Below are 22,140 nucleotides of genomic sequence, written 5' to 3'. Positions count from 1 at the left end.
CACTTAGAGCTTAGCTTCTAAGTGTTGTTTTTTATATTAAAACTATTAATGTAAAATAATAATATACAATAATTGCAGCAAATAGTATACTATCAAATCTATCAAGTATACCTCCATGTCCAGGTATTAAATTACTGTAATCTTTTACTCCTAAATACCTTTTTATTGAAGATGCTACTAAATCGCCAAATTGCACTACTATACCAGAAATGGCTCCTAATAAAAAGAAGTGTATTATTGGTATATTTACTCCTTTTCCTTGTAAAAACACACCGAATAGTCCGCAGGCAATGCTACTTCCTAATAGTCCACCGATTGAACCTTCTACAGTTTTTTTAGGGCTTACCTCTGGACATAATTTATTTTTTCCAAAATACTTGCCCGTATAATAAGCTGAAGTATCGCATACCCAGGAAGATATAAATATAGTCCATACCAAGTAATTTCCGTAGACTTTTCTACTTACTAAAACTATAAAGCTAAAGAATACAGCTATATATAAAAATCCTAATAAAGTTATTGATGCATCTATAAAATTATATTTTCTATTTAATATAGGAGTAATTAATAATATCATTACTGATATGGTTATTACATTAAATAATTGATTAACATCTAAATTTAAAAATACATAATAGATTAGACACATAGCGTATCCAATATAGCTTAATGGATGAATATTTTTTTCTTTCACTACTTTATAAAATTCACTCATTCCTACTAAAGAGAGAATAAGGGCTAAATATTTTAAAGCAGTACCTCCAATAAATAGCACAATTAATAAAGGTGACAATATTAATGCACCTAAATATCTACTGTTCACTTTTTACTCCTCCAAATCTTCTATCTCTATTTTGGTAGTCGTATATAGCTTTATGAAGATGTTTTATTTTAAAATCAGGCCATTTTATATTTGAGTACCAAAATTCTGAATAAGCACATTGCCATATCAAAAAATTACTCAATCTTTGCTCACCACTAGGTCGTATTATTAAATCTGGATCTGGTATACCATTTGTGTATAAATATCTAGAAAATATATTTTCATCAATATTTTCAATTTTTATTTTACCCCTTTGAACATCTTTATATAATAATTTCATACCTCTTAATATCTCATCTCTTCCACCATAATTAAGAGCTAGATTAAGAATCAATCCATCATTGTTCTTAGTTTTGTTGTATGCACCATTCAATTTATCTATACATATTTGGGGTAATTTATTTATATCTCCTATAGAATTGACTATAACATTATTTCTATGCAATTCATCTATTTCTTTACTTAAATATTCCACTAGCAATTTCATTAGAGCATTTACTTCTTCAGTAGGTCTCTTCCAATTTTCCGTGGAAAAAGCATACAAGGTTAAATATTTAACACCGATTCTATTACATTCTTTTACTATTTCCCTTATAGTTTCAACGCCAGCTTTATGTCCCATACTTCTTGGAAGCTTTTTTTCTTTAGCCCATCGTCCATTGCCATCCATAATTATACCTATATGCTTTGGAATGTTATTCATATCAATTAATTGGTTACTATCTTTTACATTATTTTTTTTAGTAAAAAAGTTCCACATATATTTCTCCACTCCAACTTCCTTTAGTAACAAAACCTGCGGAAAACGCAGGTTTTAAAAAGTATTAAATAGACATTATTTCTTTTTCTTTTACATCTAGAATTTTATCTATTTCTTTAACAAAATTATCGGTTTTCTTTTGAATTTCTTCTTCTGTTTTTTTAATATCATCTTCGGAAATATCAGCTTCCTTTTTTAGAGATTTTAATTTATCATTACAATCTCTTCTTACAGCTCTTATAGCAATTTTTGCTTCTTCACCAGTTTTCCTAACAGTTTTAACAATATTTTTTCTTGTCTCTTCTGTTAGTTCAGGTATTATTAATCTAATAACTACACCATCACTTGATGGATTTAACCCTAAATCTGATTTTAAAATAGCCTTTTCAATAGCTTTTATAGCCGCTTTATCCCAAGGTTGAATTTGTAAAATTCTTGGTTCAGGAACTGATACACTACCCAATTGATTTAAAGGCGTCATAGTACCATAATATTCAGCTTCAATCTTATCTAGCATAGCAGGATTAGCTCTTCCAGCTTTCATTGATGCTAAATCTTTTTTAAGTACATTTATAGTCTTTTGCATTTTTTCATCTGCATTATTAATTATGTCTTTTAACATACTATTAACCTCCCTTATCCTTTACACACTAGTGTCCCCATTTTTTCGCCAGTTACGGCTTTCTTAATATTTTCAGGAGAATCAAGTCCAAATACTAAAATAGGAATATTGTTGTCCATGCATAAAGATGTGGCAGTAGAATCCATTACCTGAAGCCCTTTATCTAATACATCAATATAAGTTAATGTTTCAAATTTTTTAGCATCAGTATGTTTATAAGGATCTTTATCATATACACCATCTACCTTTTTAGCTAATAGTATAACTTCTGCTTCTATTTCTGCTGCTCTTAATGCTGCGGTAGTATCTGTTGAAAAATACGGGTTACCGGTTCCAGCTGCAAAAATAACCACTCTTCCCTTTTCTAAATGCCTCATAGCACGTCTTCTTATAAAAGGCTCTGCTACTTCTTTCATTTCTATAGCAGTCTGTACTCTTGTATTAACACCCAATTGCTCAAGTGAGTCTTGAAGAGCCATTGCGTTTATACAAGTAGCTAACATTCCCATATAGTCAGCAGTGGTTCTATCCATGCCATCGCCATTTCGTCCTCTCCAGATGTTTCCGCCACCTACTACTGCGCCTATTTCTACTCCCATGTCTACTAGTTCTTTTATTTGTTTAGCTATTTCTGTAACAATCTCAAAATCAATTCCATATCCTTTTTCACCAGCTAAAGCCTCTCCTGAAAGCTTTAACATTATTCTTTTAAATTTAATATTATTCATATATATTATACCTCCAAAATGTTAAAAATTACATAGTAATTTCTAAATTGAATGGATTTGTATTTTAAAAAAAGAGAACACCTGGTGTTCTCTTTTAAATTATCAGTACTATTGCTGCATCTGCTTTCTTACTTCTTCAGCAAAGTCTTCTTCTATCTTTTCTATTCCTTCGCCTCTTTCAAATCTCACATAACCAGTTACTGTTATTTCTGCTCCAACTTCTTTAGATTTTTCATTTAAGTATTTTGTTATTGTTAAATCAGGATTTTTAACCCAAAGTTGTTCTATTAAGCAGTTTTCTTTATAGTATTTTTCAATTCTTCCGTCAACCATTTTGTCAACGATTTTTTCTGGTTTTCCTTCATTTAATGCTTGAACTCTATATATTTCTCTTTCTTTGTTTAAAACATCATGGTCAACTGCGTCTCTATTTAAGAAAGATGGATTAGCTGCTGCTACTTGCATAGCAACATCTTTAGCTACTTCAGTTAATATTTCGCTATCTTTTTCACATTCTAATTTAACAAGAACGCCTATTCTTCCAGCACCATGAATATAGCTTTCTACTATACCATTGTCAACAACGAAGTTACTAAATCTTCTTATTGACATATTTTCTCCTAATTTTGCTATTAAAGCTGTAAGAGCATCTTTAATAGTAGTGCTTTCATCAGCTATGTATTTTTCTTCTACAAGCTCTTCAACAGTAGTTGCTTTAGTTAAAAGAGCCTGCTTTGCAATGTTTGAAGCTAATAATTTAAATTCATCATTAGCAGCAACAAAGTCTGTTTCGCAGTTTACTTCAACTATAGCTCCACTTCTCTTATCATCTGATATGTAAGTTTCAACTAAACCTTCAGCAGCAATTCTTCCAGCTTTTTTAGCTGCAGCTGCTAAACCTTTTTCTCTTAATATTTCTACAGCCTTTTCCATATCTCCGTTGCTTTCGGATAAAGCTTTTTTACAGTCCATCATACCTGCTCCGGTCTTTTCTCTTAATTCCTTAACCATTTGTGCAGTAATCATAATCAGTTCCTCCTGTTCTATTTACTTGTTAAAAGGTAAATGGACGCAAGATCCATCTACCTTTTTTATTACTCAGCTAATTGTTCACCTTGTCTTCCTTCTAAAACAGCGTCAGCCATTTTTGCAGTTATTAATTTAACAGCTCTTATAGCATCGTCATTTCCTGGAATTACATAGTCAACTTCATCTGGATCACAGTTAGTATCTACAATAGCTACTACTGGTATACCTAAAATTTTAGCTTCTGAAATAGCATTTTTTTCTTTTCTTGGATCTACTACAAATAGAGCCCCAACATTTCTAGAATCCATGTTTTTGATTCCGCCTAAGTTCTTTTCAAGTTTTTCTTCTTCAAGTTTAAGTTTAGTAACTTCTTTCTTTGGAAGAACGTCAAATGTTCCATCTTGTTCCATTTGTTCTAATTCTTCTAAAGTTTTTATTCTTCCTTTTATTGTTGAGAAGTTAGTTAACATACCACCTAGCCATCTGTTATTAACAAAGTGCATGTTAGATCTTACAGCTTCTTCTTGAATTGCTTCTTGAGCTTGTTTTTTAGTTCCAACAAATAGAACATCTTTTCCTTCAGCAGAAACCTCTTTTATGAAGTTGTAAGCTTCTTCTACTTTCTTTACAGTTTTCTGTAAATCTATGATATAGATTCCGTTTCTTTCTGTAAAGATATATGGAGCCATCTTAGGGTTCCATCTTCTTGTTTGGTGTCCAAAATGTACACCAGCTTCTAGTAATTGTTTCATTGATATTACTGACATAAAATTTACCTCCTTGGTTTTAACCTCCATTACCGTCATATCTATAAACTACCATGTGGCACCATTCATAGATTAGGTAATGTGTGTATTTTTCTTACCTAGTGTAGTATATCATATGAATTTATTCTATTCAATAAAAATATTTAAAAAACCTAATAAATGGATTGTTTTTTAGCAATATATAAGCAGGATGTAAATATATTGCATCCTGCTTTAGAAATTATTTAATTTTTTTCAATTCCTCTAAAAGTTTTTCATTAAGAATTTTAATATGTGTTCCTTTCATACCTAAGGATCTGGATTCTATAACACCAGCACTTTCAAATTTTCTTAATGCATTTACTATAACTGATCTAGTTATTCCTACTTTATCAGCTATTTTAGAAGCAACAAGTAATCCTTCAGTTCCGTCTAATTCATTGAATATATGTTCTACAGCTTCTAATTCAGAATATGATAATGTGCCTATAGCAAGTTGAACTACTGCTTTCTTTCTTGCTTCTTCTTCTATTTCATCTTGTTTTGCTCTCAAGATTTCCATTCCAATTATAGTTGCGCTGTATTCAGCTAAAATTAAATCATCATCTGTAAATAGATCATCAAATCTAGCTAATAATAATGTACCTAATCTTTCTCTGTTACCATTTATAGGTACTATAGTAGTATTTTTATTTTCTATAGCACATTCTCCGTGTTCTTCAAACACACATTTACCGTTATTTGTTAAGTTTGATAAAGTTTCATGAACGTTTAATAATTTATTGTTATAAAAGTCTGGGAATCTCATTTCCTCAACAACTCTATCTTTAACCACATTACATTCGAAACCTGTAGATAGGTCATATCCTAAGATTTTACCTTTTTTACTTAATATATATATATTACAGTTTAATACATCACTTAAAAGCTTACATATATCGTCAAATACTACTGGCTCAGTACCAGACTTTTGTAGTATTTTATTTAGTTTTCTTGTTTTAGTTAATAGCGATGACATGTTCAAAATTCCTCCTCTAAAATTTAAATATAAACTGATATCTATAATCGAATAAAATAAATTGTCCTTTTATATTATCAGGATTTTTAAGACTTTTTTTAATATTTAGAATTGTTTGTCTTGTATTTAATAATAATATCATACTAATTATTAAATTTCAACCATATTAGGGTAATTTTTAATATAATATTAACATTTATTCGACAAAATTCAACTTAATTGTTTCCTTCAGTATAAACTTTGTTTTTACACTCCTCATTTGTACATTCGAGATAATTTCCTTTAGCTTTACTGTATTTTTTTACCATATTACCGCTACATACAGAACACTTTTCATCAACAGGCTCAAACCAGCTTACAAATGTACATTCTGGATATTTACTACATCCATAAAATTTTCTACCCTTTTTACTCTTTTTAACAACTATATTTCCACCACATTTAGGGCATTTAGCGTCTACTTCTTCAACTATGGCTTTTGTATTTTTACATTCAGGATATCCAGGACATGCTAAAAATTGTCCGAATCTTCCTTGCTTAATCACCATGTATTTACCACATTTTTCGCACTGAGTGTCAGTTACTTTATCTTCAATAGTTACTTTAGCAACTTCTTTTTCAGCAACAGCTATAAGATCTCTTAAAGGGTTAAAGAATTCACCAACTATTTTAGTCCAATCTTCAGATCCTTCCTCTACACTATCCAATTTATCTTCCATCTCAGCTGTAAACTCTACATCTACTATAGGTTTAAAGTACTCAGCCATAATGTCATTTACTATAAAACCTAACTCTGTAGATTTAAGGGTTTTCTTTTCCCTTTCAATATACTTTCTTTCTAATAAAGTTGATATTATAGGAGCATAGGTACTCGGCCTTCCTATTCCGTTTTCTTCTAAGGTTTTAACTAGAGTAGCTTCAGAAAATCTACCAGGAGGTTGAGTAAAATGCTGTTTTCCTTCAATTGATTTTTTTATAAGCTTTTCACCTATGGATAGTTCCGGCAACTTTATATTTTCTTTTTCATCATCAGTAGAGTATTCATACACTTTCATGAAACCGTCAAATACTACTGTTGAACCTGATGCTTTAAATAAATAAGGACCATTTTCTACTTCAATAGTAATTGTATTTAATTTAGAGGAAGCCATTTGGCAAGCTATGAATCTATTCCAAATCAAACTATATATTTTAAACTGTTCATCCGTTAAGCTATTTCTTGCTATACTAGGAGTAATTTCAATATTTGTTGGTCTTACAGCTTCGTGAGCGTCTTGTATATTCTTTTTACTTTTATATTCTTTTGGCGCTTCTGGAATATATTCTTTTCCAAAGTTATTTGTTATATAGCTTTGAGCTGCTTCCTGAGCTTCTTTTGATATTCTTAAAGAGTCTGTTCTCATATAAGTAATTAAACCTACAGTACCATGTCCTTTTATATCAATTCCTTCATATAACTGTTGAGCAATAGACATAGTTCTCTTTGTTGTAAAGTTTAATTTCCTATAAGCGTCCTGCTGCAATGTACTAGTGGTAAAAGGAGGCAATGGATTCTTAGCTTTGGTAGATTTTTTGATATTCTTAACCTTAAAATCTTTATCGTTCAAATCATTTATAATTTTATCATTTTCTTCTTTATTGTTAATTTCTATTTTCTTATTATCCTTTGACCAAAGTTTAACTAAGAAAGCTCCTTTATCTTTTTCCTTTTTTAAATTACATTCTATACTCCAATATTCCTTAGGGATAAATTTCTCTATTTCCCTCTCTCTATCGCATAATAATTTTAAAGCAACAGATTGAACTCTACCTGCGCTTAATCCCCATTTTACTTTCTTCCATAATATAGGGCTAATTTCATACCCAACTAATCTATCTAACACTCTTCTAGCTTGTTGGGCATTGACTAAGTTTATATTTATTTCTCTTGGCTCTTTGATAGCATTTTTGATAGCATTTTTAGTGATTTCATGAAACACTATTCTACATTTTTTCCCTTCATCCATCTTTAAAGCTTTTAATAAATGCCAAGATATAGCTTCTCCTTCTCTATCTGGGTCCGTAGCTAAATATATTTCATCACATTTTTTAGCTTCTTTTTTTAGCTTTTCTAATAAATCCCCTTTACCTCTTATAGTTATATATTTAGGAGCATAATTATTATCTATATCAACACCCAATTGACTTTTGGGCAAGTCTCTCACGTGACCCATAGAGGCTTCTACTATAAAATTTTTACCTAAATATTTTCCGATAGTTTTAGCTTTAGCTGGTGATTCTACTATAACAAGTTTTTGTCCCATCTTAATCTCTGATAAATAATATCAGAATACACCCCCTATTCAACTAATTTCTGATAAGATTATTTATATCCTTAATTTAAATTTATATAACATAGAATTTGAAAATTAATATATTAAATACTATTTGCAATTCTAACATAATAATTACCAGAAAGGCAAGTTATTTGATTTTTAAGTTGCAATTCAAATAATACCTCATATAGTTCCTTTATGTCAATATTCGTTATTTTATACAAATCATCTATATGTATAGGATCACTACATAATATATTGTATATTTTTTTCTCAACTATATTTAAAGCAGTACTTTCATTTTCATTTATAGTATTATAATTCATATTGATTAAGTGAAAAATATCTTCAATAGACGTTAATGGATAAGCTCCATCTTTTATGAGCTTATTAGTTCCTTTGCTAGTATCGCAAAATATGGAACCTGGTACAGCTAATACGTCCTTACCCTGTTCTAGCGCGCAACCAGCAGTGATCAGAGTTCCACTTTTTTCTGAAGCTTCTATAACGATTAAAACATCTCCTAATCCACTAATTATTCTATTTCTTAATGGGAAATTATAGGCATAGGGTCTAGTTCCAGGAGGATATTCAGATATAATACATCCTTTTTCTAATATTTTATAATATAGATCTTTATTGATTTTTGGATATATTACATCAATACCAGAACCTAATATAGCGCAAGTATAGGCATTGTTTTTTAAAGCTCCCCAATGAGCAAAAGCATCAATACCCATAGCCATTCCACTGATAATATTAACTTCTTTTTTGCTTAGCTCTCTACACACTATATCAGTTACTTTTCTTCCATAATAGGAAGCTTTTCGTGAGCCTACAATACTTACTGAAGGAGCATTTAGTTTAGAAATATTTCCTTTATAATAGAGAATGGAAGGTGCGTCCTCTAAGTTTTGTAATTTAATAGGATATGATTGATTAAAGTAATCAATTACTTTAATATGATTATATTTTACCAAATCAATTAAGGTGTTTATTTTTAATATATCCCAACTCTTTAATAATTTTATCTTTAAAATATTTTCATCTAGTTCACCATCAAATACTTTTTGATCTGAATTACAATAGTTATATATTTTCTCAGTACTACCTAGCTTTTTTAATATATAAAGTTTTAACTTATTAGATAATTTAATAGTAGAATACCATACATTATAGATTGTCACATAAAAAACCTCCTTAAATAATTTCTTCTATAAACTTTCTATATTGTAGTGCTTCGATTAAATCGCTCTCATAAATTCTATCTCTTTCATCTAAATCAGCTATAGTCCTTGATACCTTTAAAATTTTTGTATAAGCTCTAGTACTTAGAGAATATTTATTGTATATTTTCTTAATTATTTTCTCAGCACCATTTTCTAAAGTACAATATCTTTTAACTAAAGGCATATCCATTTCACTATTAGTAGTTATATTATATTTTTTTAATCTTTCATATTGAATTTTTCTTGCCTTATCTATGCTTTTTTTAATGTCTCTAGATTTTTTTGTTTTTTCCGTGGATATAATATGGTTATGCTCTACATAATCTACAGGTAAAAACAAATCAATCCTATCTAAAAGAGGACCAGATAGTTTTTTTAGATATCTATTTTTCTCATATTCAGAACAAGTACATTGAATTTTGGAGCAGGGGCAGGTATTAAAAGCTCCGACTAACATAAAGTTGCTTGGATATTTTGTAGAGCCTGAAAATTTTGATATGGTTACGCTTCTATTTTCTAAAGGTTGTCTTAACGCTTCTAATACATCTTTTTTAAACTCTAACATTTCATCTAAAAATAACACTCCATTATGAGCCAATGAAATCTCTCCAGGCATTAATTTAGCACCTCCGCCTATTAATGCAATTTTAGTAGCTGTATGATGAGGAGTTCTAAAAGGTCTTTTATATATTAGTCCTTCCTCTAAATCCCCATATACACTATAGATTTTTGTGCATTCTAGAGACTCTTCATATGTTATATCAGGCAAAATAGTGGGTATCCTATAAGCAATCATAGATTTACCAGTACCTGGTGGTCCATACAGTACTAAATTATGATTTCCAGCTGCGGCTACTTCTACTCCTCGTTTTACACTATGTTGACCTACTACTTCTGAAAAATCTATTCTATATTGAGAATTGTCATTTTTAATTTTACCTATTTTGTAGGGTTTAATATTATCATCATTAATTGTATTTATAGCATCATTTAAACTATCACAGGGATAAATTTTTGCTTCCTTTACTAAGGAGCATTCATCTTTATTATCTTTAGGAACTATGTATTTCTTTATATTATTTTGAATGCCTTCTATAACGATTGGAAGAGCTCCCTTTACATCTCTTAACTTACCTAATAATGATAATTCACCTATGAATAGATACTTATCTAAATTATCTGTGTAGATTTGTTTACTTGCACACAATATTCCTATCGCTATAGGCAAATCTAATAATGTACCTTCTTTTTTTATATCTGCTGGTGCTAAATTTACTGTTATTCTACCTAAAGGAAATTCAAAACCGGAGTTTAGAATGGCTGCTCGTACTCTATCTTTAGATTCCTTTACCGCTACTCCACCAATACCTACTATGTTAAAAGAAGGCAATCCTCTGCTTATATGAATTTCAACACTAACAGGGTATCCGTGTATTCCATTTAATGTAGCGCCATTAATATTAATAACCATAGACATCACCTCATTTCAATTGTTGACAATTGAGCTAGTTTTTATAATGATGTTTATGAAATTTAAACTATTTTAATATTTTAAGCTTTTACAATTTAATATTCTTTTATATGGGTTATAATATAGTATATGGAAAGTCTTCTTATTCAAAGAAAGGAGAGTATTTATGTATTCCTATAAAAAGAAGATAGGAAATTTAGGAGAGGAATTAGCTCAAAGTTATTTAATTGAAAGTGGATATATTATATTAGAAAAAAATTTTAGATGTAAGACTGGTGAAATCGATATTATCGGAAAAGATGGAAATTTTATTAGCTTTATCGAAGTAAAAACAAGATGCAGTGATTTTTATGGTAGTCCTGGAGAAGCTGTAAACTACGTTAAACAATATAAAATATATAAAACTGCTCAAATGTATATATTAAAGAAAAAGCTCCATAGATTCAATTTTAGATTCGATGTAGTCGAAGTAATATTGAAATATGAGAGCTATGACTTTTCTATAAGATTAATAAAAGATGCTTTTCAAGTTTAAACAATATTTTTAATAAAAGAAAACCTATGTATAGGAGAAGGACCATATTTTTTTAACCCTTGGATATGCTCGGAAGTACCATATCCCATATTACTTTCAAATCCGTAATATGGATATATCTTAGCATAATCCTCCATTATCTTATCTCTATACACCTTTGCGATTATTGATGCACAAGCAATAGATATGCTTTTGTCATCTCCTTTTATTATAAATTCATTTCTTATATCTACATTCTTTATCGCATATCCATCAGAAAGTATAATATCAGGTTTAATATCTAAAGTAGTAGCAGATTTTTTTAATACCTCATTATTGCACCAAGATATCCCTTTATGATCTATTGTTTCATTATCTAAATCCACAATTTTATAATACAATGCTTTTTCTTTTATTATTTTAGAAAGTTCCTCTCTTTTGCAGGAACTTAATTTTTTTGAATCTTTAATACCCAGTATTAAATTATCGTCATTTATGTTTTTTAAGTCCAATATTACTGCTGCAGCTACTATTGGTCCCGCTAATGGTCCTCTACCAACTTCATCAACTCCAGCTATATACTGAAAATCACCAAATGATATATCGAAGTTATACATTTTCTTTATTCTAGCCAATTCTTTTTCGTCTTCATCTATGGTCTTAATTATTTTTTTATATAATCCTTGCACATTTTTTCGTTGATCATTTTTAATAAAATCGCATATATAAAGTAAATCTCTTTTATTTTCTCTATGGTAATTGTCAATATAGTCAGCAGTAACTTCCTTAAGCTTTGAGTAACTATAGGAAGAGGAGTTTTCTAAATCAAACATATACATATAATACACATCCTATTTTAAGGTTTTTCTAGAGAGATTTTGCCAATCTTTCCACCTCTAAATTCATCTAATAGCATAGTAGCTACTCTGTTATAATCAATTTCACCACCTGAAATCATAGCACCTCTTTTTTTGCCTATTTCATCCATGTTTTTTATAGCCTCATCAGATAATTCTTTAAGCTTATATCTTTCTTTTAAATTCTCAGGATATTCTCTTTGTAACAATTCAATTAATTTCAAAGCTAAAGTTTCTATATCCATTATTTCGTCCTTTATGGCTCCTGTAAAAGCCAAATTGAGACCAACTAGTTCATCTTCGAATTTAGGCCACAGTATTCCTGGAGTATCCATTAGTTCCATATTCTGATTTGTTTTTATCCATTGTTTACTTTTAGTTACTCCTGGTTTATCACCAGTTTTAGCTATATTATTTTTAGCCATTTTATTTATAAAAGAGGATTTTCCTACATTAGGTATACCCACTACCATTACTCTATCAACAATTTTCACTAAACCTTTATTTTTAAGTCTATCATGTTTTTCTTTCAGAAGTTCATTTAAAGCTCCTCTAATATTCTTTATACCTTCGCCGGTAATGCAATTTACCTCTAAAACTTTTATATTATCTTTAGTTAATTCTTCTATCCAAGAATTAGTTACTTTTTTTTCACTTAAATCACTTTTGTTTAAAAGTATTATCCTTGGTTTTCCTTCGCATATTTCGTCTACGTCAGGATTGGCGCTGGATTTTACAATTCTAGCATCTCTTATTTCTATTACTGCATCAACAAGTTTTAAACTTTCCTTTATTTCTCTTCTTGTTTTGGCCATATGACCTGGAAACCAATTAATTGCCATAACTATCGTTCCTTTCTTAATTGGATGCTTATTTAAGTAATCCAAATTTATTAAATGGATATAATCTTAGAGCAGCTTTACCAACTACCATATTATATTTCACGAAACCAACCTTTTGATTTCTACTATCTAAACTATTATTTCTATTGTCACCCATAACAAAAATAGTGTTTTCAGGTACTGCAACCTCATAAAAATCCTGCATTATTTCTTCATTAATATAATCTTCTTCTAAAGGCTTATCATTTACGTAAACCTTATTACTTTCAATTCTTATTTTATCTCCACCTGTAGCTATTACTCTTTTAATAAATTTTTCTTTAGGATTAGCTGGATATTTTATTACTACAATATCACCTGGCTTAGGCTTTCTAAAATAATAGGTAACCTTCTCTACTATAAGCCTATCTTTGTTATCAAGAGTTGGATACATAGATAATCCATCTACACTTACAGTTTCAAATACAAAGGTAATTATCAAAAAAGCTGCAATAATTGCCATAAGTATAGATTTCCCTAATTCCACTAATTCTTTTACCATTTAACAGTCACCACCTAAATATACAAAAAAGGGACTATACTAGCCCCGTTTTTATTTTAATATTTCTTTTACTTTTGCAGCCTTACCTACTCTATCTCTTAAATATAATAGCTTAGCTCTTCTTACTTTACCTCTTCTTACAACTTCTATTTTTTCAACTGTTGGAGCATTTACTGGAAATGTTCTTTCAACACCTACTCCTGAAGCAACTCTTCTTACAGTAAATGTTTCTCTTAATCCACCATTTTGTCTCTTTAAAACTACACCTTCGAAAATCTGAACTCTTTCTCTTGTTCCTTCTTTAATTCTTACGTGTACTTTTACAGTATCTCCTACATTGAATTTTACTAAGTCAGTTCTAATTTGTTCTGCTTCAATTGCTTTTATTACTTCTAACATTTGTGCATTCCCTCCTCAAATATAATTGACGTTCATGATGTATAAACAGCAGAGGACCGCCCGTACTAGCACGAAGATAATTCTATCATATATAAATAAGTTTTTCAACATTATATATCTAAATTTTTTTCAATATTTAGCAAAAGTTTTTTATCTTCATCACTTAAAGCTAATTTTTTAAAAAGATCTGGCCTTTTTTCTTTTGTAATTATTAATGATTGAGTTCTTCTCCATTTTTTTATGTTATCATGATGGCCTGAAAGAAGAACATTAGGTACTTTTTCCCCTCTAAAGTTTTCTGGTCTAGTGTAATGAGGATACTCTAGCAATCCATCATAAAAGGATTCATCCATAAAGCTTTCATTTTTCCCTAGTACTCCCGGTATAAGTCTACATATACTATCAATTACAGGTATGCAAGCCATTTCTCCACCGGTAAGTATAAAATCACCTAATGATATCTCCATGTCGATGTATTTATAAGCTCTCTCATCTATACCTTCATAATGACCACATAGGAAAACTAATTCATCTTCCTTTGATAGTTCAGAGGCTAATTCATGATTGAATTTCTTTCCTCTAGGTCCTAAAAAAATAACCTTACCTTTATTTAGACTTCTTACATGATTTATAGTATCTATAATTGGTTGAGCAGACATCACCATACCTGCTCCACCGCCATAAGGATAGTCATCTACTTTCCTGTGCTTATCTAGTGTATAATCTCTAATATTATGCAAATCAATATTTATTATTCCCTTTTCAATAGCTCTTCCTAAAATACTGTGGTTAAATATTGAAAACATCTCTGGAAAAAGCGTTAAAATATCTACTCTGATAGCCATTCTTCCACTGGTTTTATTATTATTATTTTTTCTTCAATATTTATATTAACCACAATAGTTTTTAGAGCAGGGATTAATAATTCTTTTTTACCCTTTACCCAATACACATCATTATTTTTTGTCTGTATTACATCATATACTTCTCCTAGATTATTATTATGATCATCATAAACAGTACATCCTATTAGGTCAGCAATAAAGTAGCTTCCTTCAGAAAGTTCTACTGCATCTTCTCTTTTTACATCTAGATATTGATTTTTTAATTTCATTGCTTCTTCTATAGAATCTACACCTTTAATTTTAAGAATTACCTTATCTACTTGAAGTTTACACCATTCTATTGAAATTTCTTCATTATTTATATACACATTTTGCAATAATTTAAATCTATTTATATCATCAGTTAAAGGATATACTTTCAACTCACCTTTTAAACCATGAGTATTAATTATTTGTCCTATGCTTAAGAATTCCTTCATCCTTATTATTCCCCTTTTTTAAAAAAAGAGTTAGGTAAGTCCTAACTCTTTCTTTATATTATCTCTACAACTACCCTTTTGTTTTCTTTGATAGCTGCTGCTTTTACAACAGTTCTTATAGCCTTAGCTATTCTTCCCTGTTTACCAATTACTTTTCCCATATCTTCAGGTGCAACTTTTAGTTCCAGTATAATTGACTGTTCACCAGTAATTTCATTTACTTGAACCATTGCTGGGTTATCAACTAATGATTTAGCAATAATCTCCACTAATTCTTTCACGAATTACACCCCCGTATTACTTAGCAAGCTTTTCATTAATTCCAGTTCTAGTAAAAAGCTTCTTTACTATATCTGTAGGCTGAGCACCATTTTGTACCCATTTAACAGCTTTTTCTTCATCAATTTTGATTGTAGCTGGCTCAGTTGTTGGGTTATAGTATCCAATTTCATCAATGAATCTTCCATCTCTAGGAGATCTTGAATCTGCTACGATTACTCTGTAGAAAGGAGCTTTTTTAGCACCCATTCTCTTTAATCTTATCTTAACTGCCATGTATTTCACCTCCTTTAAAGTGTGTAAAATATATTAGAATGGTAATTTACCAAACAATCCTTTTTTCTTCATGAAGCTTTTTTCCATACCTTTCATTTGCTTCATAACTTTCTTCATACCATCAAAGTCCTTTAATAACTTATTCACTTGTTGGATACTAGTTCCAGAACCATTAGCTATTCTCTTTTTTCTTGAAGGAGAGCTACTTATTAAAGAAGGAGTTTTTCTTTCCTTTGATGTCATAGAATTTATTATAGATTCTATTCTTTTTAATTCCTTCTCTCCTTGACTAAAGTCAACACCTTTAAGTTCTTTTGCATTTACACCTGGAACCATTTCCATAAGTTTATTTAAAGGTCCTAATTTTTTCATCTGCTGCATTGCTGCTAAAAAATCCTCAAGATTAAATTCTTGATTCATCATACGAGCACCAAGTTTTTCAGCTTCTTTTTCATCTATGGCTTGTTGTGCTTTTTCTATTAAAGTAAGCACGTCTCCCATACCCAATATTCTTGATGCCATTCTATTAGGGTGAAACACTTCGAAATCATTCATTTTTTCACCCACACCTACAAACTTAATTGGCTTACCAGTCATTGCTTTTATGGATAAAGCAGCTCCTCCTCTAGTATCACCATCAAGCTTTGTTAAAATAACACCTGTTATATCCAGTTGAGAATTAAAACTTTCTGATACATTTACAGCATCTTGACCTGTCATTGAATCTACAACTAATAGTATTTCATTAGGGTTAATATTTTCCTTTATACCCTTTAATTCATCCATAAGTTGTTCATCGATGTGAAGTCTACCAGCTGTATCTATAATAACTACATTATTACTATTATCTTTGGCATGCTTCATAGCTGCTTTTGAAATATCTACAGGATTAACTTTATCACCTAGCGTAAATACAGGGATATCTATTTGTTTACCAACTACCTGTAATTGTTTTATAGCCGCTGGTCTGTAAATATCGCAAGCTACAAGTAAAGGCTTCTTATTTTTTTTCTTCAATTCTAAAGCAAGTTTGCCTGCCATGGTAGTCTTTCCAGCACCTTGAAGTCCTACTAACATAATCACAGTTAATCCGCTTTGGGAAAAATTAAGTCCACTTTCTGTATTTCCCATAAGAGCTACTAACTCATCATTTACTATTTTTATGACTTGCTGCCCTGGGGTCAGACTTTCCATAACTTCATTTCCAAGACATTTCTCACTTACACTTTTAACAAAATCCTTAACTATTTTGTAGTTAACATCTGCTTCTAAGAGAGCTAATCGAACTTCTCTCATAGCATCTTTAATATCTTTTTCAGAAAGCTTACCTTTTCCTTTTAATTTTTTTAAAGTTTCCTGAAGCTTAGAGGCTAAACCTTCAAATGCCATGGCCATCCTCCTATAAATTATTTATTTCATTAACAATTTCATTTATGTTCTTTGATACATTTATGTCACTACAAGATTTATCTATTTCTTTTAATCTGTCTAAAATAATTTCTTTACTCAACTTAATTTTATTGAATTTTTCCATTAATTTTAGCTTGTTTTCGTATTGTACTAATATTTTATTACATCTTTTTATCAAGTCGTATATAGCTTGCCTACTGGTATTAGTATGCTCTGATATTTCAGCGAGAGAAAAGTCTTCATTATAATAAAGATTCATAATATCTCTTTGCTTATCTGTGAGCATAGAACCATAAAAATCCAATAATATTGAAATTTCAATTCGTTCATCCATAGGAACTGCAGTTATATCTGCATGCTCACTCCTTTTTCATATACTGACGAATTATATAATAACAAATAAAAAAAAGACTGTCAAGTAGTTTTACTTAACAGTCTTAATTTTTTTTAGAATAATGCTTCTACAAAATCTACTGGGTTGAATTCCTGTAAATCTTCTAGTCCTTCCCCTACTCCGATAAGTTTTACTGGAATATCTAAGGCGTGTTTAATTGAAATTACTATTCCACCTTTAGCTGTTCCATCTAATTTAGTCAATATTATTCCATCTATCTTGCATACTTCCATGAACTGCTTTGCCTGTTGCACAGCATTTTGTCCCGTAGTTGCATCTAAAACTAAATAAGTATGTTTATTTGCATTAGAGTATTCTCTTTCAATTATTCTATTAATCTTACCTAATTCGTCCATTAAGTTCTTTTTGTTGTGCAATCTTCCAGCTGTGTCACAAACTAAAACATCAGTTCCGCGAGCTTTAGCAGCCTGAATTCCATCATATACTACAGCTGCTGGGTCAGATCCCTCTTGATGTTTAACTATATCTACACCAGCTCTTCTACTCCATACCTCAAGTTGATCAATAGCTGCAGCTCTAAAGGTATCCCCTGCAACCATTAAAACTTTATATCCTTCATTTTTAAGTTTGTTAGATATTTTTCCAATTGATGTAGTTTTTCCAACACCATTAACTCCAACAATAAGTAGTATTTCAGGAGTTTTTTCAGGTATTACAGTACCCTTTTCAGTGCCTAACATTTCCATGAGTACTTCTTTTAAACATGGTTTTACTTCGCTTACTTCTTTTATTTTATTTTCCTTTATTTTTTCTTTTAATCTATCAATTATCTCTAAAGATGTCTCTACGCCTATGTCTGAAGTAATTAATATTTCTTCTAATTCCTCAAATAGTTCTTCATCGATTGTTACATATAAATTTAACATTTCGCTTATTTTATCTGTAAAATTATCTTTAGTCTTTGACAATCCTTCTTTTAGTTTACTAAAAAATCCTCCGAACATTATACAGCACTCTCCTTTAAATCTATTGAAATAACTTTTGAAATACCTTTTTCCTCCATAGTAACTCCATATAATACATCGCTAGCTTCCATGGTTCCTTTTCTATGGGTAATGACGATGAATTGAACATTGCTAGAAAACACTCTTAAAAAGTCTGCATATCTTTTAACATTAGCATCATCTAGTGCAGCCTCAATTTCATCTAATATACAAAAAGGTGTAGGTTTCATTTTAAGTATTGCAAATAATAAGGCAATAGCAGATAAAACTTTTTCACCACCAGACATTAAGTTTATATTCTGAAGTTTTTTACCTGGTGGTTGAACATTTATCTCTATATTTCCATTTAGCACATCCTCTGAGGATAGAATTAAATCCGCACTGCCTCCTTTAAATAATTCTTTAAAAGTTTCATCAAACAATTTTCTTAAAATATTAAAATTATCATTGAAAACTTTTTCCATATTGTTTGTCAATTCTTCAATTAGGATCAGCAATTCTTCTTTTGCTTTGGTCAAATCTTCTTTTTGACTATTTAAAAAAGTAAATTTCTCTTTTATTTCCTTATATTCTTCTATAGCACCTACATTTACCATTCCTAAAGAAGAGATTTTATTTTTTAGTTCATTTATATTTTTCTTATAACTAGAAATATCCTCAATATCTTGTTTAAAATCTAATGCTTCATCTAAAGTTAAACCTATTTCTTCATTTAGCTTTAATACTAGATTGTTATTTTCACTCTCTAATTTAGCTAAATTTACCTGCAATCTATTATATTCATTTTCTTTTTTGTTTTTTAAGATATAATTTTCTTCAAGTCTACTATGTATTTCGTTTAGATTGTCTTTTGTTTTTATTATTTCTATTTCTTTATCTTTATAAGTTTCTTCTAAATCTTTTAACAGCTTATCGATAGTATTGCACATTAATTTATTGTTATCTATTTTTATTATGTATTCATTAATATTATCAGTTCCCTTAGTTATGTTCTCTTTTAATTGCAAATGCTTATAGTTTAGTTCATCTATCTCTTTATCTAATCTTACTAGCTCTTTTAATTTACCAGCTATTATTTCATCTATTTGAGCCTTTCTTATTTTTTCTTCTGTTAGCTTATCTTTGAAATTGTTTATTTTTTCTTCAAAAGTTTTTAATGAACCTTCCATGTTCACTATACTATTTGAATTTTCTTCCTCTTTTGATTTTAGCTGTGTTAAGTAAAGTGTTTTTTCATTTATAGATTTTTTATTTTTTTCTATATCTTCTTTTATTTTTTCAACCTCTGTATTCCATACATCAAGTCTGTTTTTTAATTTTATATTTTCATTTTGTATATTTGATAATTTCTCTTTTAATTTTGCTTCTTCAATATTCTCGCCATATATCAAATCTTTTAGGTTCATACATTCTTCATCAAGCTTTTTTAAATTTCCCCTATAAGTTGCAATTAAATCCTGGGTTTCTTTTATGGATATAGATAAACTATCTATATTTTCCTTCATCTCTTCTATTTCTCTTTTTCTCCCTATAACACTGGTGTTTTTGGATTTTGAAACGCTTCCACCAGTTAAAGATCCACCTACATTTATTACTTCTCCAGATAAAGTTACAATTTTATAGCTATAATCAGTAACCTTCGCTATATTAAGAGCGCTATCCATGTCATTACATATGATAGTTCTTCCTAAAGCAAATTCTATAGCGTTTTTAAATTTACTATTATATTTTAATAACTGACTTCCTATACCTAAGTATCCTTCTATATTAGTCACATTGTTTTTTAGATTAACACTTCTACCTTTAATAATATTTAATGGCAAAAAAGTTGCTCTACCTAAGTTGTTTTTCTTTAAATGCTCTATTAATATTCTACTTATTTTTTCATCCGGAGTTATTATATGAGAAATAGATGCTCCTAGTGCTATCTCTATAGCCGTTTCGTATTTCTTTTCAACTTCAATTATCTCACCTAAAACAAAAGTATTTCCATAGGCTTCCTTAATTATTCCTTTACTAATATGTCCCATAATGCTTTTAACAGATTTATTATATCCTTCATAGGAATTTTGAAGATTAGTTAGTAAAGTATAATTTGCTTCCAACCCATTATACTTATTGTTATAAACTCTTAGCTTGTTTTCATTCTCAGATAATAGACCTTTAAAATTATCCATTTCTTTTTTATGTTTTTTAATTAAAGTTTCATATTCTGATATTTTCTCACTACTCTTTACTAATTCTTCATCAATAATTTTTGCGGTATTGTTGTTTATCTTTAATGAATTTATACTACTCTCATAAGAAGATTTTAGATTATCTTTTTTATTATTTAAAATCTCAATATTATTTTCAATTATTGAAATTTGATTATTAACATTAGAAATAGAACTTAATATTTCAATTTGCTCACTTTTATATTTTTTTATATTTGCAAGTCCTTCCTCAATAGATGAGTTTAGGTTAATTATCTGAGTTTCATATTCTACAATACTCCCATTTAATTTTTTTTGATCCTGTTGAAGATTACTTGCTTTAGTTTCTTCTTCATCTTTACTTTCTTTAATGATCTGTATCTTTTTTTCCACTGTATCTATTTCTTTTGTTGAACTTTCAATAAGTATTTTTGTATTGTTTATTCTCTCTTGTATAATATTTATTTCATTTAGCAAAGAATTTTCTTCTTCTTTTTTTAAATAGTATTGGTTTTTTTCTTTAGAAATTGAACTATCCAATTCCTCTAATTTTTTATTCCAGTTATTTATATCATTTTTATAATTAAGTTCTTTTGATTCTAATAAATTAAGTTCTTCTTTAAATTTATTTGTATTAGATAATACACTATCAATCTCCTTAGTGACAGCATCTAAGCTGTGCATTATTATATTTATTTCTTTGCACTTTAATTCATTGCTTAGATTCAAAAAAGTTTTGGCTTTTTCACTTTCTATCTCTAACGGTTCTAATCTTTCTTCATAGGTAGATAGTATATCCTTTATTCTAGTTAAATTTACTTCTGTATTTTCTAGCTTTTTTTCTCCTTCTTCTTTCCTTTTTTTAAATTTTACTATACCAGCTGCTTCCTCTAATAAAGATCGTCTTTCTTCTGGCTTGCCGCTTAATATAGCATCTATCTTACCTTGTCCTATAATTGAGTATCCTTCTTTTCCTATACCTGTATCCATAAAGAGTTCTTGTATATCTTTTAATCTACATTGAGTATTATTTATATAATATTCGCTATCACCAGAGCGATATATTCTTCTAGATACCGTTACATCATTATAATCTAAAGGCAATTCACCACTAGAATTATCTAAAGTTAGGGAGACTTGCGCTAAACCTAAAGGTTTTCTAAATTGTGTTCCAGCGAAGATTACATCTTCCATCTTTCCTCCCCTTAGAGTTTTAACGCTTTGTTCTCCTAAAACCCATCTTATAGCATCAGATATATTGCTTTTCCCACTGCCATTAGGTCCTACTATAGCAGTTATACCTTCTTTAAAGTTTAATTCCGTTTTATTAATAAAGGATTTAAAACCTCTAATTTCAATTGATTTTAATTGCATACTGTCACTCTCTCCCTATCTTATCAACA

General features: G+C 29.5%; 23 protein-coding genes. 1 reads left to right on the top strand and 22 read right to left on the bottom strand.

Annotated features, from left to right (window positions below):
• Positions 1-31: 31 nt before the first annotated feature.
• The 10 genes from KQI86_RS00475 to KQI86_RS00430 form a co-directional block, all read right to left on the bottom strand.
• Positions 32-823, bottom strand: a complete 792-nt coding sequence (locus KQI86_RS00475) for a phosphatidate cytidylyltransferase (protein ID WP_216437197.1) — start codon at positions 821-823, stop codon at positions 32-34.
• On the bottom strand, positions 813-1,583 hold the full coding sequence (gene uppS / locus KQI86_RS00470; protein WP_216437196.1) for an undecaprenyl pyrophosphate synthase: 771 nt from the start codon (positions 1,581-1,583) through the stop codon (positions 813-815). The genes KQI86_RS00475 and uppS overlap by 11 nt, the downstream gene beginning before the upstream one ends.
• A gap of 64 nt (positions 1,584-1,647) precedes the next feature.
• Complete coding sequence (frr, locus tag KQI86_RS00465) at positions 1,648-2,205, bottom strand: ribosome recycling factor (protein ID WP_216437195.1); 558 nt, start codon at positions 2,203-2,205, stop codon at positions 1,648-1,650.
• Between the two features lie 14 nt (positions 2,206-2,219).
• Positions 2,220-2,933, bottom strand: a complete 714-nt coding sequence (gene pyrH, locus KQI86_RS00460; protein WP_216437194.1) for a UMP kinase — start codon at positions 2,931-2,933, stop codon at positions 2,220-2,222.
• A 108-nt stretch (positions 2,934-3,041) separates the two neighbouring features.
• Positions 3,042-3,959 (bottom strand): translation elongation factor Ts, encoded by a 918-nt coding sequence (tsf, locus tag KQI86_RS00455; RefSeq protein WP_216437193.1) that lies wholly within the window; start codon positions 3,957-3,959, stop codon positions 3,042-3,044.
• Positions 3,960-4,027: 68 nt separating this feature from the next.
• Complete coding sequence (gene rpsB, locus KQI86_RS00450; RefSeq protein WP_216437192.1) at positions 4,028-4,729, bottom strand: 30S ribosomal protein S2; 702 nt, start codon at positions 4,727-4,729, stop codon at positions 4,028-4,030.
• Positions 4,730-4,949: 220 nt separating this feature from the next.
• Complete coding sequence (gene codY, locus KQI86_RS00445) at positions 4,950-5,726, bottom strand: GTP-sensing pleiotropic transcriptional regulator CodY (RefSeq protein ID WP_216437191.1); 777 nt, start codon at positions 5,724-5,726, stop codon at positions 4,950-4,952.
• A gap of 215 nt (positions 5,727-5,941) precedes the next feature.
• Positions 5,942-8,029, bottom strand: coding sequence for a type I DNA topoisomerase (topA, locus tag KQI86_RS00440; RefSeq protein ID WP_216437190.1), 2,088 nt, complete (start codon positions 8,027-8,029; stop codon positions 5,942-5,944).
• A gap of 113 nt (positions 8,030-8,142) precedes the next feature.
• Positions 8,143-9,228 carry a DNA-processing protein DprA gene (gene dprA / locus KQI86_RS00435; RefSeq protein WP_216437189.1) on the bottom strand — a complete coding sequence of 362 codons (1,086 nt, stop codon included), beginning with the start codon at positions 9,226-9,228 and terminating at the stop codon, positions 8,143-8,145.
• Positions 9,229-9,241: 13 nt separating this feature from the next.
• On the bottom strand, positions 9,242-10,741 hold the full coding sequence (locus tag KQI86_RS00430) for a YifB family Mg chelatase-like AAA ATPase (RefSeq protein ID WP_216437188.1): 1,500 nt from the start codon (positions 10,739-10,741) through the stop codon (positions 9,242-9,244).
• A 166-nt stretch (positions 10,742-10,907) separates the two neighbouring features.
• On the opposite strand from KQI86_RS00430, the gene KQI86_RS00425 reads away from it, so the two are divergent.
• Positions 10,908-11,276, top strand: a complete 369-nt coding sequence (locus KQI86_RS00425; protein ID WP_216437187.1) for a YraN family protein — start codon at positions 10,908-10,910, stop codon at positions 11,274-11,276.
• Here KQI86_RS00425 and KQI86_RS00420 read toward each other — a convergent pair.
• From KQI86_RS00420 to smc, 12 genes are all read right to left on the bottom strand, one after another.
• A complete protein-coding gene (locus tag KQI86_RS00420; protein WP_216438253.1) occupies positions 11,273-12,088 on the bottom strand; it encodes a ribonuclease HII in 816 nt (271 codons plus the stop codon). The two genes, KQI86_RS00425 and KQI86_RS00420, sit on opposite strands and share 4 nt — an antisense overlap.
• Positions 12,089-12,111: 23 nt before the next feature.
• Entirely contained in the window at positions 12,112-12,954 is an 843-nt protein-coding gene (ylqF, locus tag KQI86_RS00415; protein WP_216437186.1) for a ribosome biogenesis GTPase YlqF, read from the bottom strand.
• Positions 12,955-12,982: 28 nt separating this feature from the next.
• Positions 12,983-13,495: a signal peptidase I gene (lepB, locus tag KQI86_RS00410; protein ID WP_216437185.1), complete on the bottom strand. Its 513-nt coding sequence runs from the start codon at positions 13,493-13,495 to the stop codon at positions 12,983-12,985.
• Positions 13,496-13,546: 51 nt separating this feature from the next.
• Positions 13,547-13,894, bottom strand: a complete 348-nt coding sequence (rplS, locus tag KQI86_RS00405) for a 50S ribosomal protein L19 (protein ID WP_216437184.1) — start codon at positions 13,892-13,894, stop codon at positions 13,547-13,549.
• Between the two features lie 110 nt (positions 13,895-14,004).
• On the bottom strand, positions 14,005-14,733 hold the full coding sequence (gene trmD / locus KQI86_RS00400; RefSeq protein ID WP_216438252.1) for a tRNA (guanosine(37)-N1)-methyltransferase TrmD: 729 nt from the start codon (positions 14,731-14,733) through the stop codon (positions 14,005-14,007).
• Complete coding sequence (rimM, locus tag KQI86_RS00395) at positions 14,724-15,218, bottom strand: ribosome maturation factor RimM (protein ID WP_216437183.1); 495 nt, start codon at positions 15,216-15,218, stop codon at positions 14,724-14,726. Before rimM ends, trmD begins: the two co-directional genes overlap by 10 nt.
• A 53-nt stretch (positions 15,219-15,271) precedes the next feature.
• Positions 15,272-15,499 carry a KH domain-containing protein gene (locus KQI86_RS00390; protein WP_216437182.1) on the bottom strand — a complete coding sequence of 76 codons (228 nt, stop codon included), beginning with the start codon at positions 15,497-15,499 and terminating at the stop codon, positions 15,272-15,274.
• 16 nt (positions 15,500-15,515) lie between these two features.
• On the bottom strand, positions 15,516-15,773 hold the full coding sequence (rpsP, locus tag KQI86_RS00385; RefSeq protein WP_216437181.1) for a 30S ribosomal protein S16: 258 nt from the start codon (positions 15,771-15,773) through the stop codon (positions 15,516-15,518).
• Between the two features lie 33 nt (positions 15,774-15,806).
• Positions 15,807-17,162, bottom strand: coding sequence for a signal recognition particle protein (gene ffh, locus KQI86_RS00380; protein WP_216437180.1), 1,356 nt, complete (start codon positions 17,160-17,162; stop codon positions 15,807-15,809).
• Between the two features lie 10 nt (positions 17,163-17,172).
• Positions 17,173-17,517, bottom strand: coding sequence for a putative DNA-binding protein (locus KQI86_RS00375; RefSeq protein ID WP_216437179.1), 345 nt, complete (start codon positions 17,515-17,517; stop codon positions 17,173-17,175).
• A 113-nt stretch (positions 17,518-17,630) separates the two neighbouring features.
• The gene (gene ftsY, locus KQI86_RS00370) at positions 17,631-18,542 is read right to left on the bottom strand and encodes a signal recognition particle-docking protein FtsY (RefSeq protein WP_216437178.1); all 912 of its coding nucleotides are present in this window, start codon (positions 18,540-18,542) and stop codon (positions 17,631-17,633) included.
• Positions 18,542-22,111: a chromosome segregation protein SMC gene (gene smc / locus KQI86_RS00365; RefSeq protein ID WP_216437177.1), complete on the bottom strand. Its 3,570-nt coding sequence runs from the start codon at positions 22,109-22,111 to the stop codon at positions 18,542-18,544. Before smc ends, ftsY begins: the two co-directional genes overlap by 1 nt.
• Positions 22,112-22,140: the final 29 nt, after the last annotated feature.

The sequence above is a fragment of the Clostridium mobile genome, from assembly GCF_018918285.1.
In the GTDB taxonomy this organism is placed as follows: Bacteria; Bacillota; Clostridia; order Clostridiales; family Clostridiaceae; genus Clostridium_AW; species Clostridium_AW mobile.
This window is presented reverse-complemented; position numbering and strand designations above follow the sequence as displayed.

Coding starts and splice junctions, on each gene's coding strand:
- uppS (WP_216437196.1), bottom strand. CDS start 1,583: ATGTGGAACTTTTTTACTAAAAAAAATAATGTAAAAGATAGTAACCAA.
- frr (WP_216437195.1), bottom strand. CDS start 2,205: ATGTTAAAAGACATAATTAATAATGCAGATGAAAAAATGCAAAAGACT.
- pyrH (WP_216437194.1), bottom strand. CDS start 2,933: ATGAATAATATTAAATTTAAAAGAATAATGTTAAAGCTTTCAGGAGAG.
- tsf (WP_216437193.1), bottom strand. CDS start 3,959: ATGATTACTGCACAAATGGTTAAGGAATTAAGAGAAAAGACCGGAGCA.
- rpsB (WP_216437192.1), bottom strand. CDS start 4,729: ATGTCAGTAATATCAATGAAACAATTACTAGAAGCTGGTGTACATTTT.
- codY (WP_216437191.1), bottom strand. CDS start 5,726: ATGTCATCGCTATTAACTAAAACAAGAAAACTAAATAAAATACTACAA.
- topA (WP_216437190.1), bottom strand. CDS start 8,029: ATGGGACAAAAACTTGTTATAGTAGAATCACCAGCTAAAGCTAAAACT.
- KQI86_RS00430 (WP_216437188.1), bottom strand. CDS start 10,741: ATGGTTATTAATATTAATGGCGCTACATTAAATGGAATACACGGATAC.
- KQI86_RS00425 (WP_216437187.1), top strand. CDS start 10,908: ATGTATTCCTATAAAAAGAAGATAGGAAATTTAGGAGAGGAATTAGCT.
- KQI86_RS00420 (WP_216438253.1), bottom strand. CDS start 12,088: ATGTTTGATTTAGAAAACTCCTCTTCCTATAGTTACTCAAAGCTTAAG.
- ylqF (WP_216437186.1), bottom strand. CDS start 12,954: ATGGCAATTAATTGGTTTCCAGGTCATATGGCCAAAACAAGAAGAGAA.
- lepB (WP_216437185.1), bottom strand. CDS start 13,495: ATGGTAAAAGAATTAGTGGAATTAGGGAAATCTATACTTATGGCAATT.
- rplS (WP_216437184.1), bottom strand. CDS start 13,894: ATGTTAGAAGTAATAAAAGCAATTGAAGCAGAACAAATTAGAACTGAC.
- rimM (WP_216437183.1), bottom strand. CDS start 15,218: ATGAAGGAATTCTTAAGCATAGGACAAATAATTAATACTCATGGTTTA.
- rpsP (WP_216437181.1), bottom strand. CDS start 15,773: ATGGCAGTTAAGATAAGATTAAAGAGAATGGGTGCTAAAAAAGCTCCT.
- ffh (WP_216437180.1), bottom strand. CDS start 17,162: ATGGCATTTGAAGGTTTAGCCTCTAAGCTTCAGGAAACTTTAAAAAAA.
- KQI86_RS00375 (WP_216437179.1), bottom strand. CDS start 17,517: ATGGATGAACGAATTGAAATTTCAATATTATTGGATTTTTATGGTTCT.
- ftsY (WP_216437178.1), bottom strand. CDS start 18,542: ATGTTCGGAGGATTTTTTAGTAAACTAAAAGAAGGATTGTCAAAGACT.
- smc (WP_216437177.1), bottom strand. CDS start 22,111: ATGCAATTAAAATCAATTGAAATTAGAGGTTTTAAATCCTTTATTAAT.